This window comes from Intestinimonas sp. UBA1698 (genome assembly GCF_002320075.1).
In the GTDB taxonomy this organism is placed as follows: Bacteria; Bacillota; Clostridia; order Oscillospirales; family Oscillospiraceae; genus Intestinimonas; species Intestinimonas massiliensis.
This window is the reverse complement of sequence record NZ_DCJO01000034.1, coordinates 63,904-78,766: the sequence shown is the minus strand read 5'-3', so window position 1 is coordinate 78,766 and position 14,863 is coordinate 63,904. Positions and strand designations below refer to the sequence as shown.

General features: G+C 62.4%; 16 protein-coding genes. 5 read left to right on the top strand and 11 right to left on the bottom strand.

The genetic code is table 11. The annotated features are described in order from the left end of the window. The first annotated feature begins 86 nt into the window (after window positions 1-86). The 4 genes from B3H64_RS08370 (at window position 87) to B3H64_RS08355 (ending at window position 4,121) form a co-directional block, all read left to right on the top strand. The gene (locus B3H64_RS08370) at window positions 87-1,253 is read left to right on the top strand and encodes a MalY/PatB family protein (protein WP_050618971.1); all 1,167 of its coding nucleotides are present in this window, start codon (window positions 87-89) and stop codon (window positions 1,251-1,253) included. Between the two features lie 132 nt (window positions 1,254-1,385). Then, window positions 1,386-2,387, top strand: coding sequence for an acetyl esterase (gene aes / locus B3H64_RS08365; protein WP_050618972.1), 1,002 nt, complete (start codon window positions 1,386-1,388; stop codon window positions 2,385-2,387). A gap of 649 nt (window positions 2,388-3,036) precedes the next feature. Next, on the top strand, window positions 3,037-3,570 hold the full coding sequence (locus B3H64_RS08360; protein WP_238075073.1) for a chromate transporter: 534 nt from the start codon (window positions 3,037-3,039) through the stop codon (window positions 3,568-3,570). Beyond that, entirely contained in the window at window positions 3,567-4,121 is a 555-nt protein-coding gene (locus tag B3H64_RS08355; protein ID WP_286734392.1) for a chromate transporter, read from the top strand. Before B3H64_RS08360 ends, B3H64_RS08355 begins: the two co-directional genes overlap by 4 nt. 40 nt (window positions 4,122-4,161) lie before the next feature. Here the strand turns inward: B3H64_RS08355 and B3H64_RS08350 are convergent, their stop codons facing one another. The 3 genes from B3H64_RS08350 to rplM all read right to left on the bottom strand — a co-directional run bounded on the left by B3H64_RS08350 (window position 4,162) and on the right by rplM (window position 5,338). After that, entirely contained in the window at window positions 4,162-4,413 is a 252-nt protein-coding gene (locus B3H64_RS08350; protein WP_286734391.1) for a kinase to dihydroxyacetone kinase, read from the bottom strand. A gap of 69 nt (window positions 4,414-4,482) precedes the next feature. Beyond that, entirely contained in the window at window positions 4,483-4,887 is a 405-nt protein-coding gene (gene rpsI, locus B3H64_RS08345) for a 30S ribosomal protein S9 (protein WP_050619049.1), read from the bottom strand. Between the two features lie 19 nt (window positions 4,888-4,906). Then, window positions 4,907-5,338, bottom strand: a complete 432-nt coding sequence (gene rplM, locus B3H64_RS08340; protein ID WP_050619050.1) for a 50S ribosomal protein L13 — start codon at window positions 5,336-5,338, stop codon at window positions 4,907-4,909. A gap of 225 nt (window positions 5,339-5,563) precedes the next feature. On the opposite strand from rplM, the gene B3H64_RS08335 reads away from it, so the two are divergent. After that, entirely contained in the window at window positions 5,564-6,322 is a 759-nt protein-coding gene (locus tag B3H64_RS08335; protein ID WP_050619051.1) for a tRNA lysidine(34) synthetase, read from the top strand. A gap of 68 nt (window positions 6,323-6,390) precedes the next feature. Here the strand turns inward: B3H64_RS08335 and B3H64_RS08330 are convergent, their stop codons facing one another. The 8 genes from B3H64_RS08330 to holA form a co-directional block, all read right to left on the bottom strand. Next, on the bottom strand, window positions 6,391-6,633 hold the full coding sequence (locus B3H64_RS08330; protein WP_050619052.1) for a hypothetical protein: 243 nt from the start codon (window positions 6,631-6,633) through the stop codon (window positions 6,391-6,393). A 210-nt stretch (window positions 6,634-6,843) separates the two neighbouring features. Then, window positions 6,844-8,760, bottom strand: a complete 1,917-nt coding sequence (gene htpG / locus B3H64_RS08325; RefSeq protein ID WP_286734385.1) for a molecular chaperone HtpG — start codon at window positions 8,758-8,760, stop codon at window positions 6,844-6,846. 132 nt (window positions 8,761-8,892) lie between these two features. After that, window positions 8,893-10,323, bottom strand: coding sequence for a MerR family transcriptional regulator (locus B3H64_RS08320; RefSeq protein ID WP_286734383.1), 1,431 nt, complete (start codon window positions 10,321-10,323; stop codon window positions 8,893-8,895). A gap of 62 nt (window positions 10,324-10,385) precedes the next feature. Next, window positions 10,386-10,772, bottom strand: a complete 387-nt coding sequence (locus tag B3H64_RS08315) for a C-GCAxxG-C-C family protein (RefSeq protein ID WP_286734381.1) — start codon at window positions 10,770-10,772, stop codon at window positions 10,386-10,388. Continuing rightward, complete coding sequence (locus B3H64_RS08310; protein WP_238074892.1) at window positions 10,765-10,968, bottom strand: DUF4177 domain-containing protein; 204 nt, start codon at window positions 10,966-10,968, stop codon at window positions 10,765-10,767. The genes B3H64_RS08315 and B3H64_RS08310 overlap by 8 nt, the downstream gene beginning before the upstream one ends. A 13-nt stretch (window positions 10,969-10,981) precedes the next feature. Then, entirely contained in the window at window positions 10,982-13,201 is a 2,220-nt protein-coding gene (locus B3H64_RS08305; protein WP_286734379.1) for an ATP-dependent DNA helicase RecG, read from the bottom strand. Further along, the gene (locus B3H64_RS08300) at window positions 13,192-13,788 is read right to left on the bottom strand and encodes a toprim domain-containing protein (RefSeq protein WP_256304349.1); all 597 of its coding nucleotides are present in this window, start codon (window positions 13,786-13,788) and stop codon (window positions 13,192-13,194) included. The genes B3H64_RS08305 and B3H64_RS08300 overlap by 10 nt, the downstream gene beginning before the upstream one ends. 13 nt (window positions 13,789-13,801) lie before the next feature. Beyond that, entirely contained in the window at window positions 13,802-14,863 is a 1,062-nt protein-coding gene (gene holA / locus B3H64_RS08295; protein ID WP_286734376.1) for a DNA polymerase III subunit delta, read from the bottom strand.

Below are 14,863 nucleotides of genomic sequence, written 5' to 3'. Positions count from 1 at the left end.
CTAACGCGGAGCTGCCCCCATGCGGCTGCTCCGCGTTTCCCCACTTGCTTGCCAAGCAAAAGATCCGAGAAAGGAACGATTCAGCAATGAAATTTGAGTTCGACACCGCCCACTCCCGTGTGGGCATGGAGTCCGCCAAGTGGGATGCCATCGGCCCCAACCCCGCCCAGGGTGTGGTGCCCCTGTCCGTGGCCGATATGGAACTGCTCTCCCCGCCTGAGATCATCGAGGAGCTGAAGAGCACCGCCGAGTTTGGCATGTGGGGCTACACCTGGTGGGGCCAGCGGTACGCCGACGCCGTCAAGCACTGGCTGTCCACCCGCCACGGCTGGGACATCCAGAAGGACTGGATCATCCAGACCAACGGTGTGGTCCAGACGCTGTACGCCTCCGTCCGAGCCTTCACCCAGCCCGGGGACAATGTGCTGCTCCTGACCCCTGTTTACTACCCCTTCTACCGGGCGGTGAACCTGAACGGCCGCAAAGTGGTGGAGAGCCCCATCCGTCTGGTGGAAGGCCGTTATGAGGTGGACTTTGACGACTTTGAGGAAAAAGCCAAGCAGTGCAAGATGTTCCTGCTGTGCTCCCCCCATAACCCGATGGGCCGGGTGTGGAGCGAAGAGGAGCTGTGCCGTATGGGCGATATCTGCCTGAAGCACAACGTGCTGGTGGTCAGCGACGAGATTCACTTCGATATCATCATGCCCGGTCACAAGCACGTCAGCTACCCCACGCTGGGAGAGAAGTACGCCAACAACTGCGTCATGTGCTGTGCCGCCAGCAAGACCTTCTCTCTGGCGGGCCTTTGCGTGGCCAACGCCATCATCCCCAACCCCGAGCTGCGCGATAAGCTGAACAACGAGGTAAACATCTCCGGCTGCTATACCTACAGCATCTTCGGCCTCCGGGCTCTGGAGGCCGGTTATATGAAGTGCGCCGAGTGGGTGGATCAGCTCAATGAGCACATCTGGGGCAACTACCTCTATTTTAAGGAGTTCATGGCGAAGCATTTCCCTGAGGTGTGGGTAGCCGATCTGGAGGGCACCTATTTGTGCTGGTTCGACTGCCGCTGCTTTGGCATGGACGGCGAGACCCTGGCCAAGTTTCTTCAGGAGAAGGCCCAACTGTTCCTGGACGATGGCTACATCTTCGGCACAGCTGGGGACGGCTTTGAGCGGATCAATCTGGCCTGCACCCGGAAAGTGCTGGAGGAGGCCCTGCTCCGCTTCAAGGCCGCTATGGATCAGCGGTAAGCGCCGTATGCATCGTCAAAACGGAGTGCCTGGCGCTGCGCGGGCAGATCGCTACCACCTGGCAAGTACACCGCCGGAGCGCTAAAGCGGCTCCCAAAATAGCTGCTGTAAAAGAATAAGGAGGTATTCATCATGGAATTCTTCATGCCTGACCGCAAGCCCGACTATGAGCGCAACAAGCCCGATCCCTATCCCCTGCTCAGCGAGAGTATGCGGAAGGTGGTCGATTATCAGGCCGCACACGCTGCCGATGCGTTCGACACCAACTGTTCCTGGGATGAGCTTCGGGTGAAGTATGTGCAGGAGCGCCGCTTCTGGAACGAAGGCGGCCCCGAGGCGTTCAAGACCGTGGAGGTCATGGTGCCCGGCCCCATAGGGGATGTGCCCGCCAGGATCTACTATCCCGACGACAAGCCAGAGCACTATGCGGTGGTGTTTATCCACGGTGGCGGCTACACCGTGGGAAGCAACGACACCCATGACCGTATGATGCGCTCTGTCATGGCTTCCAGCGGCTGCTGTGTCATCGGTGTGGACTACCACCTGGCCCCTGAGGCCAAATTCCCCATCCCTCTGTACGAGGCCGCCGCGGTGGTGCGCTACTTCCAGGAGCGCGGTGCCGAGTACGGCATCCTCCCGGACAAGATGGCCTTGGGCGGCGACTCCGGCGGAGCTAATCTGGCTCTGGGGCTGAACCTCTACCTTCGAGACACCCCCGGCGGCAATGCTTTTGTCAAGGCCCTGCTGCTGTACTATGGGGCGTTCGGTATGATGGACTCCTGTTCCTTCCGGCTCTACGGCACTCTGCTGGACGGGATGCGCCGCTCCGACCTGGCCGCCTACATCAACTATTATGCCACCCCCGAAGACCAGGAGAACCCCTATTACGCCGCCTTCCTCAACGACCTGTCCTTCGGAATGCCCCCTGTCTATATGTGCTGCGGTGACCTGGACCCCCTGCTGGACAATACCAAGACCCTGGAGGCGTTTATGAAGCTCTACAATGTGCCCACTCAGGTGGATATCGTTCCCGGCGTCCTCCACGCCTTTATGCACTACGGTCGCATGATGCCTGAGGCGGTGGAGTGCCTGGAGCGCAGCGGCGCCTTCTTCAAGGCCCATCTGGACCAGTAAGCACGGTAAGGCGGAACGGAACCGGCCTCACATCCCGCAAGGAAAGAAAAACACGAAACAGAGAGAACAGGCCCTACCCGGTCAAACCCGGGCTGGGCCTGTTCTTGTTTGTGCTTTCGCAAGAGGAGGGACGAATACAAAGCTGTTTTCCCTTCAAACCCGCAGGCTGTGTGGGTACGCTTTTGCAGCGATGCGGGGGGAGCTTTTGTGCTTGACGTCAGTCAGACCTTGAAGTGTGGCATAAATCTTTCTGAGGAAAGCAATCCTTCCCAACGGTAATGCTGGCCCCACGCGCAGGATTCCGAAGCTGTCCCAGTCCCGCAGGTCCTTCTCCATCTCGTCGAAGGGGGGGGGCAACGTGGGAGTCGTAGGAGCGGAAGCGCTCTCCCGCCGCCGTCAGGTGGAGCCGCCGGGACAGCCGCTCAAAGGTTTGACCCTCCCCCGGAATACCCATCCAGCTCGGCCACCGCCTGGCTCACGGTGGGCTGGGCTTCCGAGGCCCGGGTCGCGTTGTTCCCTCCATCGTAATTTCCTTATGTTTTCTATCATATAATAGTATTTCCATAATTGTTTGACAAGTGGTATACTGAGATCAGCCAAAGGAGGGATACCCTTGCAGCGGGCGAATTTTTCTTTCTGGAGATTGTTTTTGTCCACCTTTCAGCTCAGCGCCTTCACCTTCGGGGGCGGCTACGTCATCGTCCCCCTGATGAAGGAGCGGTTTGTCCGCCGTCTGGGCTGGATCGACGAGGAGGAGATGCTGGACCTGGTGTCCATCGCCCAGTCCTCGCCGGGGGCTATGGCGGTCAATACCTCTATTCTGGTGGGCTATCGGATGGCCGGCGTACCTGGGGCCCTGGTCTCGGTGTGCGGCACCGCCCTGCCCCCCCTAATCATTTTGTCGGTCATCTCCCTGTTTTACGTGGCTTTCCGGGACAACCGCGTCGTCAGTCTGGTCCTGCGGGGCATGAACGCGGGGGTGGCTGCCGTCATCTGCGATGTGGTCCTCACCATGGGAAGGGGCGTCCTGCGGCAAAAGCGCGCGCTCTACACCGCGGTCCTGGCAGCGGCGTTCTGCGCGGCCTGGTTCGCCGAGGTCAGCGTGGTCCTTATTATCCTCTGCTGCGGCCTGATCGGGGCGGCCGACACCCTGTGGAGCCGCAGAAAGGGGGCGGTGTCGTGACTCTGCTCCGCCTGTTCTGGAGCTTTTTCCAGATCGGTCTGTTCAGCTTCGGCGGCGGCTATGCCGCCCTACCCCTCATCCAGCACCAGGTGGTGGATCAAAACGGCTGGCTCACCATTTCCCAGTTCACCGACATCATCACCATCTCCCAAATGACTCCCGGCCCCATCGCCCTGAACTCGGCCACCTTTGTGGGCATTCAGATCGCTGGGCTCCCCGGCGCCCTGATCGCCACTCTGGGCTGTATCCTACCCTCCTGTATCGTGGCCCTGACCCTGGCCTGGTTCTACTACAAATACCGCAATCTGAGTCTGGTCAAGGGGGTGCTCCAGGGCCTACGGCCTGCCGTGGTGGCCCTCATTGCCTCCTCCGGCCTGTCCATTCTGCTCCGGGCCCTGCTGGCGGGGAACCGTCTGCTCTCCGGTGTGGACTTTGTGGCGGTCGCCCTCTTTGCCGCCGCCCTGTTCGTCCTGCGCCGGTGGAAGCCCAACCCCATCTGGGTCATGGCGGGTTGCGGCGCGGCGGGGCTTGTACTCTATTCCCTGGTATAAGTAAAATACATCGGAGGAGCGCCGCTCCTCCGATGTATCTTCAGCCCTGCAGTCCGTTCTCCTGGCGCTCCATATTCTCTACCACGATATCAAAGAGATCCCCCAGTGAAGCGGCGTACTCCAGCACCTCCCAGGGCTCGTTGGTGTGAAAGTGGAGCTTGATCAGGTCCTCGTCCCCCACCGCCAGCAGGCAGTCGCCGGGGATGTTCTGCGTGATATAGTCGTGAATGCCATCCTCCGAGAGGTTTTCCCCCTCGATGAGCAGTTGAGTGTCAAAACGGTATTCCAGCATCCCGTGTTCTCCTCTCTGATCAAGGAAAGCCGCCACGTCTGTGGCGGCTTTCCGAATGCGACAGACAAATCAGCGCTTGCTGAACTGGGGAGCGCGACGGGCGGCTTTCAGGCCGTACTTCTTACGCTCCTTCATACGCGGATCGCGGGTGAGGAAGCCGGCGCTCTTGAGCGCAGGGCGGAATTCCTCGTTCATCTGGAGCAGAGCGCGGGCTACGCCGTGCCGGATGGCGCCGGCCTGGCCGCTGACGCCGCCGCCCACAACAGTGGCCACGATGTCCACCTTGCCGTTGGTATCGGTGGTATTCAGAGGCTGACGGACCACCATCTTCAGGGTGTCAAGGCCGAAATACTCGTCGATATCGCGGCCGTTGATGGTAATGGAGCCGGTCCCGTTGGGGAACAGGTGGACGCGGGCCACGGAGGACTTCCGACGGCCAGTGCCGTAATGATAGGGCTTCTTGCTCTTATACATGTTCGAAATTCCTCCTTAATTAACCCTGAGTCCAGGCTTCGGGCTTCTGGGCGGCGTGATTGTGCTCGGCGCCGCGGTAGATCTTCAGGCGGGTGAGGGAGTCCTTGGTGATGATGTTGCGGGGCATCATGCCACGGACGGCCAGCTTCATGGCCAACTCAGGCTTGTCCTGCATCAGCAGGCGATACTTAGTCTCTTTCAGGCCGCCCACCCAGCCGGAGTGGGTGCGGTAATACTTCTGCTCCAGCTTCTTGCCGGTGAGCACGGCCTTCTCGGCGTTGACAATGATGACAAAGTCGCCGCAGTCGGCGTGCGGCGTATACTCGGGCTTGTGCTTGCCGCGGAGCAGGACGGCGGCGGTAGCGGCGGTCTTGCCCAGGGGCTTGCCAGCGGCGTCCAGAATGTACCACTTGCGCACGATGTTGCCCTTGTTGGCCATAAATGTGGACATGGTGTAACCTCCAATTTGTTTGATCTTCTATGTTATTTTGCTCTAAACATGATTGACGCTCCACTCTTTACGGGTGGAGCGTTTTGTATTATAATACCCAAGTTACAAGGTGTCAACCGCTTTTTTAAACTTTTTTTATTTAGAAAACGCAATCTCGTTTTTTCTCCTGTTATCTCGCGATATCTTTGATTTCCTAAATATCATTTTTCTTTTTTGAGGTGCTCCATGAACAAGGTTTTGAGCCACGTCCGCCGCTGTGTGGAGGATTACGACATGATTCAGTCCGGGGACCGGGTGGCCGTTGGCGTCTCCGGGGGAAAGGATTCCCTGACGCTGCTGGCGGCCCTGGCCAAGCTGCGGGAGTTCTATCCCAAGCCCTTCACGGTGGAGGCCATTACTTTGGACATGGGCCACGCCGACGGCCGGGAGAGCGCCGACTTCTCCCGGGTGGCGGACCTGTGCGCCCGGCTGAATGTGCCCTACACCCTGCTGCACACCGAAATCCACCACATCATCTTCGACCTGCGCCAGGAGAGCAACCCCTGCTCCCTGTGCGCCAAAATGCGGCGTGGCGCCCTCCACAACGCGCTCCAGGAGCGGGGCATCACCAAGATCGCCCTGGGCCATCATTACGACGACGCCGTGGAGACCTTTTTTCTCTCTCTGTTCTATGAGGGCCGCATCTCCTGCTTTCAGCCGGTAACCTACCTGGACCGGACGGGCATCACCCAGATTCGGCCTCTGCTCTACTGCGGGGAGGCCATGGTCCGCGGCGCGGCGGCCAGGGCCGGCCTGCCGGTGGTCTATAACCCCTGCCCCGCCAACGGCTGCACCAAGCGGCAGGAGATCAAGGAGCTGGTCCGGGACCTGGACCGGCAGTACCCCGGTCTGAAGAGCCGGGTGTTCGGGGCCATGCAGCGCCTGCCTCTGCCCGCATGGGGGCCGGTGGAGCACCGCCGCCTGCCCCTGCCCGACGGAGAATGACCAAACGGGCGCCCCCTTCTGGGAGGCGCCCGTTTTCATCTCCAGCAAAATCAGAAAGGCGCCGGCCCTCAGGCCAGCGCCCGTTCCTGCTTGCGCTTGAGTATCTCCAGCTTGCGGATCACATAGGGGGACTCGGTGACCACCTTTACCGGCTGGGTAAAGTCCAGCGTGAACAGTCCGATAAAAGACTTGGCATCTACACGGATGCGGTCGTCCATGGAGTGCAGGAAGACCTCTTCCTTGACGTCGCAGGCGATCTCCTGCAGGCGCTGGAGCTCGGCGACGGAATGAAACTTCATTTCGATCAACATAATTGGCATTACCTCCTTATCTGCTCCGAGTATAACACGCCGGGGCGGTCCGCGCAATTGTCACCTTATCCAAACTTCGAAGTGTCATATTCTTTCGTTTGAAGCTATTTTTTGTTTTGTTTATAGGACCCAGGCCCCATCTTCCCCAAATAGTCCCCCTCATTTGTCGAAAACAGGAGCGCCGCCCTCGGGCGGCGCTCCTGTTTTTGTTCACTTCATCAAACTGCACACCAGCTCGGTGTAGCGGGAGGGGTCCTCCAGAGGGAAGCCGGCAATGAGCAGCGCCTGGTCGTACAGGATCTCGGCATATGTGCCCGCCAGCTCCTTATCGCTGTCCAGGGCGGCCCGGAGCGCGGCAAAGGCGCCGGAATCCGGATTGAGCTCCAGCACCCGCTGGGCCTTCATAAATTTGGCCTGCTCGGGGTCCACCCGCTGGAAATACTTCTCCATCTCCAGGGTGACCGGGCCGTCGGAGGTCATGCACACCGGGGCGGATTTCAGGATCTTGGACACCCGGGCCTCCTTGATCCGGTCGCCCAGGGCCTCTTTGACGAAGTCCAGCACATCCTTATTCTCCTCGGCCTTCTTCTCGCTGGCCGCCTTCTCCTCGTCGCTCTCGGGCAGGGCGTCGTTGTCATTGACGTTCTTGAAGGCCTTGCCGTCCAGCTCGGCCAGAGTATTCATGATGAACTCATCCACCTCGTCCGTGAGGTAGAGGATCTCATAGCCCTGATCCAGAATGCGCTCAGCCTGGGGCAGCTTGGCCGCCTTCTCCACGCTCTCGGCGCAGAGGTAGTAGACGTAGGGCTGGTCCTCGGCCATGCGCGCCTTGTATTCGGCCAGGGTGGTGTTCTTCTCCTCCCTGGAGGACCAGAACAGCAGCAGGTCCCTCAGCAGGTCCTTTTTGGCTCCGTACTCCCCCACCACGCCGTACTTGATCTGGCGGCCGAAGGCGGACCAGAACTTCTCATACTTCTCCCGGTCGTCCTTTTGGAGCTTCAGCAGTTCGGCCTTGATCTTCTTCTCCAGGTTGGCGGCGATGACCTTGAGCTGCCGGGTGTGCTGGAGCATTTCCCGGGAGATATTCAGGGAGAAGTCGGGGGAGTCCACCACGCCCCGGACGAAGGAGAAGCAGTCGGGCACCAGGTCGGCGCACTTGTCCATGATGAGCACGCCGGAGGAGTAAAGCTGCAGGCCTTTCTGATACTCCCGGGTGTAAAAGTCAAAGGGGGCCCGGGCGGGAAGATAGAGCAGAGCCTTATACTCCACCATGCCCTCGGCGGAGGTGTGGATCACCGCCAGGGGGTCCTCCCAATCTCCGAACTTCTCCTTGTAGAACTGGTTGTAGTCCTCGTCCTTCAGCTCGCCCTTGGGCCGCTGCCACAGGGGCACCATGGAGTTGAGGGTCTCCCACTCCTTCACAGTCTCATACTCGGGCCGGTAGTCCTCCGGCGCGTCCTCCGGCTTGGGCTTCTGATGGCAGTGCTCCATCTCCATGACGATGGGATAGTGGATATAGTCGGAGTATTTCTTCACCAGCTCATCCAGCCGGTAGGTCTCCAGATAGGGGTCGTAGTCGTCGTCCTCGGTGTTGTCCTTGATGTGCAGGGTGATGTCGGTGCCCACGGCCTCTTTTTCACAGGCGGTGAGGGTGTAGCCGTCCGCCCCGGCGGACTCCCACTTCCACGCCTCGTCCGAGCCGTAGGCCCTGGAGACCACCGTCACCCGGTCGGCCACCATGAAGGCGGAATAGAAGCCCACGCCGAACTGGCCGATGATGTCGGTCTTGTCCCCCTCGTCCTTCTGGGCCAGCTCCTGCTTGAACTGGAGAGAGCCGCTGCGGGCGATGGTGCCCAGGTTGTCCTCCAACTCCTCCTTGGTCATGCCGATGCCATTGTCGGAGATGGTGAGGGTACGCTGCTCCTTGTCAGGGACCAGCGTAATTTTGAAGTCTCCCCGGTCCAGACCCACCTGATCGTCGGTGAGGGCCTTGTAGGCCAGCTTGTCCACCGCGTCGCTGGCGTTGGAGATGAGCTCCCGGAGGAAAATCTCCTTGTGGGTGTAGATGGAGTTGATCATCAGGTCCAGCAGCCGCTTTGATTCCGCCTTGAATTGTTTTTTTGCCATGGTGCACGCCTCCGTATATATGAATCTCCTTATAAACATAGCGTTAGCACTCATTATTCAAGAGTGCTAACGCTATCATAATACTTAGGATACGATTTTTCAAGAGGGTTCAAAAAATATTTACAATTTGACCTACTCCGCCAGGGTGACGGAAAAGGTCTGCCGGAATGTCTGCGTCTCCCCCTCCACAGGCCACAGGTAGTCTCCCACCGTCTCGTAGCCCGTATAGTCCGCCTGATTGGTCACCGTCAGACCATAGCAGGTAAAGCTGTAGTCCTCATGGGCCGGCCCCATCTGCTCCAGCGCCTCCATGGCCGCCCGACGCCAGTTGAACAGCCCCACCTCCGACCGGGCGCACAGCAGCGCGAGCACCGTGGCAGCCGGCCGGCTGCCGGAGCCGAACGGCAGCTCCGGCGCACGCTCCTGAAAGGAAACGGCGGTCAGCACGCCGTCGGACAGGGTGTAGTCAAACGCAGGGGGCGACCCGCCTCCGGTCCAATCCAAAACGATCGCGTTTTCAGCCCCATTCTCCTGCCAGGTCCCGGATACGTCCAGTTGGTAGCTCGCCTCTCCAAAATACCGCCCATACACATCGTTGTAGTTGCGGGCAAATCCCGCCACCGTCAGGGGGCCCCGCACCGGCGGTACCAACAGATACAGACCGACCAGCACACCCAAACCCATCACGGCCCCGTAAGCCGCCGCAAGGCCCAGGCAGCGCAGCGCCCGCAGGTCCCGGATGGTGTAGGCCTGCTCTTCCTCCCAGGGCAGAGGCTCCCCGGCGTCGCAGGCCCTGTAGCACTTGTAATTGCGATAGAGATTGTAGAGGGGGATGCCATAGCCCTCACCGCGGCAAAACACCCCGGCCAGCCGGGCGGCAGCCTGCGAGAAGCGCAGCTTGCCGCCTTCGGCGTTTCGGACCGTCAGACCGAGGACCCACTTGCCCGGCGTATAGCCCCAGGTGCTCAGCAGCAGGGGCTCCAGCACGAACTGCACCGCCCAGGTCAGATAGCTCATCAGCAGCGTCCACAACAGTCCGTCTCCCGCCTGGAAGCGAAACCCCAGAGCCAGGACGGCGTTCAGCAGCAGGCGGCACAGTCCGAAGTCCAGGCTACGGGCAAAAAACCGCCGCCAGGGATGGCTGACCGTGGGCAGGGCATCGGCCTCCACGCTCTGGAACCGGGCGCCGCCCCGCTCCAACCGCTCCATCTCCTCCAGATACCGGACCGCGTCCAGATCCCGGTAACTCACCTGGTCCGCCTCCATCCGGCGGCACAGCGTCCGGGCGGCCTCCAGATCCGACGCCCGCCGCCGGAGGTCCTCCTCCTGGGCCGCCAAAAGAGCGGTCAGTTCCTTTCCGCCCTGCTGGAGCGCCCGGATGTCCTCCACCGGGACCTGGAGCTGCCGCAGCAGTTTGATCTTCCGCAGGGTCTCCAGGTCGTCCGGGGTGTAGTCCCGGTAACCATTCTCCAGCCGGAGCGGAGAAAGCAGCCCCTCCTTTTCGTAAAACCGGATGTTGGCCCGGCTCATGCCCAGAGCCTGTTCCAATTCCTTGACCGTCATGGAATCCCTCCTTTTGAGGGCATTATAAAGGATAAAGCAACTTTACAGTCAAGCCCTTTCCCTCAATTTTTCAGCATTTCCTCCACCAGCTCCACCGCCAGAAACACCATCCGGTCGCAGTGCTCCTTTTTCTCCTCCCCGCGCTCTTTGGCGCATTTGAGCAGTTCGGCGCAGTCCAGATACTGGGACCCCTCCCGAAAGGCCCGCTGGAAGGCCTGCGCGTCCTGACTGCCGCTCTTTCCCATGAGGCCCAGGGCCATCAGCCCCCCGGTCACCGCCCCGCACACCGAGCCACGCCGCATCCCGGAGCCAAAATGCTCGGCCAGCTTCAAAACGGCCTCCTCGTCCAGCCCCAGCTCCTCGGCGAAGGGCAGCACCACCGACTGGCAGCAGTTGTAGTGCCGGGTGGTGTCGGCCCGAAGCTCCCGGGCCCGTTCCAATTTAGTCATGACAGAATTCCTCCTTTTCCCGTTCAAAAATCAGATCCAGATTGCACAGCACCCCGCTGCCGCTGATGTGGGTGGGGATACAGCCGGCGTACCGCCAGCCCTGGGTGGCGTGCTGGTCGATGATCGCCCGGTGCTCCTGGAACTTGGCGGCGGCCACGCCGTCGGACAGCAGGTTTACGTATTTGTACTCGTACATATCCGGTCTCCTCTCAATTGAACATATCGGGATTTTCCTCGAACAGCCGCCGCACCTTCTCCTGTAAAGGCCGGTGCTCCGGACGGGACAGATCCGGGTCGGCGGAGAGCAGCGCCACCGCGGCGTCCCGGGCCTCCTTGAGTACCCGGGTGTCGGTGTTCAGGTCGGCCATGCGCAGCGCGGGCAGGCCGTGCTGTCGGCGGCCGAAAAAGTCGCCGGGCCCGCGGAGCTTCAGGTCCTCCTCGGCGATCCGGAAGCCGTCGGCGGTGTCCACCAGCACCTTGAGCCGGGCCCGGGTCTCCGGGCTGCGGTTGTCGCTGACCAGCACGCACCAGGACTGGTGCTCCCCCCGGCCCACCCGGCCCCGGAGCTGGTGGAGCTGGCTCAGGCCGTAACGGTCGGCGTTTTCCACGATCATCAGCGTGGCGTTGGCCACGTCCACCCCCACCTCGACCACGGTGGTGGACACCAGGATATGGGTCTCCCCCCGGGCGAAGGCGGCCATGGCCGCCTCCTTGTCCTTCGCTTTCATCCTGCCGTGGACCAGCCCCACCCGCAGGTCAGGGAACACCTGCTTTTGCAGCCCTTCTGCGTACTCCACCACCCGCTTCAGATCGGCGGCGGCGCTCTCCGGGTCGGTCTCGATGGCAGGGCAGACGATGTAGGCCTGCCGCCCCTGGCGGATCTGCTCGCGGACAAAGCCGTACATCCGCTGCCGTTTGGATTCCCCCACCAGCACTGTTTTCACCGGAAGGCGGCCCGGCGGAAGCTGGTCGATGACCGACACGTCCAGGTCCCCGTAGATGATAAGGGCCAGGGTGCGGGGGATGGGGGTGGCCGACATGACCAGCACATGGGGGCGAATCTTTTTCTCGCCCTTGGCGGCCAAGGCCGCCCGCTGCTCCACTTCCCCACAGCGGCATGCCGCTGTAGGGACCCCATCCATTCCATTTGCGGCCGGGGAAACTGAATTCCCCCGGCCTTCGCCGCACAGGCGGCGGCCCGCCTCGGGCGGGCAATCCGGCGTGTTCGCCTTGGCGGCCAGGGCCGCCCGCTGCTCCACGCCGAAACGGTGCTGCTCGTCGGCCACCACCAGGCCCAGCCGCCGGAAGGCCACCGGTCCGGACAGCAAAGCGTGGGTCCCCACCACGAAGTCGATCTCCCCCGCCTCCAGGGCGGCATAGACCCTCTTTTTTTCTCCGGCCCGCATACTGCCGGTGAGCAGTCCCACCCGCATCCCAGCGGGGGCGAGCAGCGCCGACAGGGAGCGGCAGTGCTGCTCGGCCAGGATCTCAGTGGGGGCCATCATGGCCGCCTGCCAGCCGCTGCGGAAGGCCATCCAGGCACAGGCCGCGGCCACCGCCGTCTTGCCCGAGCCCACGTCCCCCTGGACCAGCCGGTTCATGGGCCGTCCCGAGGTCAGATCGGCGGCGCACTCGGAGATGGTCCGCCGCTGGGCCTCCGTGGGCGCAAAGGGCAGCAGAGCATAAAAGTCCGCCGGGTCGCAGGCCGGAAAGGCTGGCCCCTCCCCCCCGCTGCGGCGCTGGCGCAACAGGGCCAGGCCGGCGGACAGGGTGAAGAGCTCCTCAAACACCAGCCGCCGTTTGGCCCGGGCCAGGGCGTCAAAGTCCTGGGGAAAGTGGATACTGCGGCAGGAGAACTCCGCCGGGGCCAGGTCATGGGCCTCCAGTAGATCCGCGGGCAGGGTCTCGGCCACCTGGCAGGCGCACTCCTCCACCGCCCGCTGGGCCAGGCCGGCCAGCAGGTTGTTGGACACCCCCGCCGTCAGGGGATAGACCGGCAGGATGCGCCCGGTAAACCGGGCCCGGTCCTCCCGCTCGAACACCGGGTTGGTCATCTGGCGGCCCCCCCGGTCCCCCTCCACCCGGCCGTAGAAAATGTACTCCTGCCCGGGGACCAGGGCATCTCTGACGTAGCTCTGATTGAAGAAGGTAAGGGTCATGGCGGCGGAGCCGTCCACCACCTTTACCCGGGTCAGCTCCAGTCCCTTTCGGATGCGGGAGAGCCGCGGCGTCTCGGCCACCATGGCGGAAACGCACACCGGCGTATCCGCCGGGGCCTGGGCGATGGCGTACCGCTTGGTCCGGTCCTCATAGTCCCGGGGATAGTAGCACAGCAGATCCCCCACCGTTCTCAAGCCCAGCTTTTCCAGACTCCTGGCCCGGGCGGGGCCCACTCCGGGCAGGGCCGTCAGGGGGGTATTCAGCTCCATTCCTCTACCTCTTGTAGAAACGCATCTCTTGTATACAGTGCGTTGAGGACCGGCAGCAGGGCATTGGGGGACAGATGCTCCGGCAGGTCCAGTTTTTTCAGCAGCATCCCCCGCCGCTCCGCCGCCCCCGGCCCGCCGGAGAGCCCCAGCGCGAACAGATCGGCCTTGGTGATGGGCGGGGAGGTCTGGGCGGCGGCGTCCGGCTCGTCCAGAAAGGTGGCCCCCGCCCGGCGGAGCACAGCCTCCAGCACCGCCGGGGACATGCCCTCCACCCCCAGCTTGCCCTCCTTGCCGGGGGCGCGCTTGCGGCGCTCCTTGCCGGGCACGTCGGGAATATAGGCGTGCTTCACCCCCTGGGCGGGCAGGGCGCTTTTCAGGTGGCCGCGGATGAGAAAGCCCGCCCCATCGGAGTCGGTGAGGACGATCAGACCCCGGGTCCGGGCCAGACGGCGCAGCAGGGCCACCAGCTCGGCGTTCTGGAACACACCGAAGCCGGAGGTCTCCAGTATGACCGTGTCCACCAGCTGAGACAGGGTGTTTTTATCATAGCGGCCCTCCACCACGATGGCCTCTTGGATGCGGAACACGGGTCCACCTCCCTCACGCGATGCCGGTTTTCGGCTTTGTGTTGGCCAGCTTCAAAAGCAGCTCGATCAGCAGCTCTTCCCCGTCGGCCCCCGAAACCGATTTCATGGCCAGGTCGGCTTTGGCCGCCTCGGTCACCGCCATGCGGCACCAGTTCCGGTCGAACCGCCGGGCGGCGTCGGTGAGCTTCTGGGCCGGGTAGGCCGAGCGCATGGCCCAGAGCTGGGCCACATACCCGCTGCCCTTCCGGCTCTCCAAGGCCAGCCGGGCGGAGTAGAGCTGCCGAAGCTGCCGGCCCAGCACACTCAGGAGCTTGATGGGAGGCTCCCCCATGTGGAGCAGGTCCCCCAGCACCGAGGCGGCTTTGTCAAAGTTCCCGGCGGCGATGGCGTCGGTCATCTGGAACACCACCGCGTCCAGTTGCGGGGTGGCCACGGCGTCGATGTCGGCGCGGGTGACGACCCTGTGGCTGGCGTAGGAGCCGATTTTGCCAATCTCCGAGATGAGCCCGTTCATCAGGTCCCCGCACAGGAAGATGAGATACCGGGCCAGCTCGGAGTCAATGTCGTGGTCCAGGGCCCGGAAGCGGCGGCGGACCCAGTCCACCAGGTCCCCCTGCTCCTGCCGGGTAAACTTCACGGCGGCGCCCTGCTGCTTGAGGGCGGCGGCCAGCTTGGTCCGGGCGTCGGGCTTATACTCGATGAGATCGTAGATGAACACCAGGCATACATAGTCCGGCAGGTCGGCGAACAGGGCCGTCAGGGCCTCCTTGTCCCCCGCCGGGGCCTTGAACAGGTCATAATCGTACACCAGCACCATGGTCCTTGGGCTCATCATGGGCAGGGCGTCGATCTCCTGGGCCAGCCGTTTGGGGTCGCAGTCCCTGCCCTGCACCGTGTGGAGGTTGAACTCCTCCAGCCCGGCGGGCACCAATTTGGTCTTCATCTGGCCCAGATAATAGTCCCGGAGGTAGGCCTCCTCCCCGTGGAACACATACAGCCGGCCGATGGTCCCGGCGGCGATATCCTGCTTGAGCTGTTTGTAGGCGGCGCTGTCCCCGCTCTGTTTTGGCGGCAT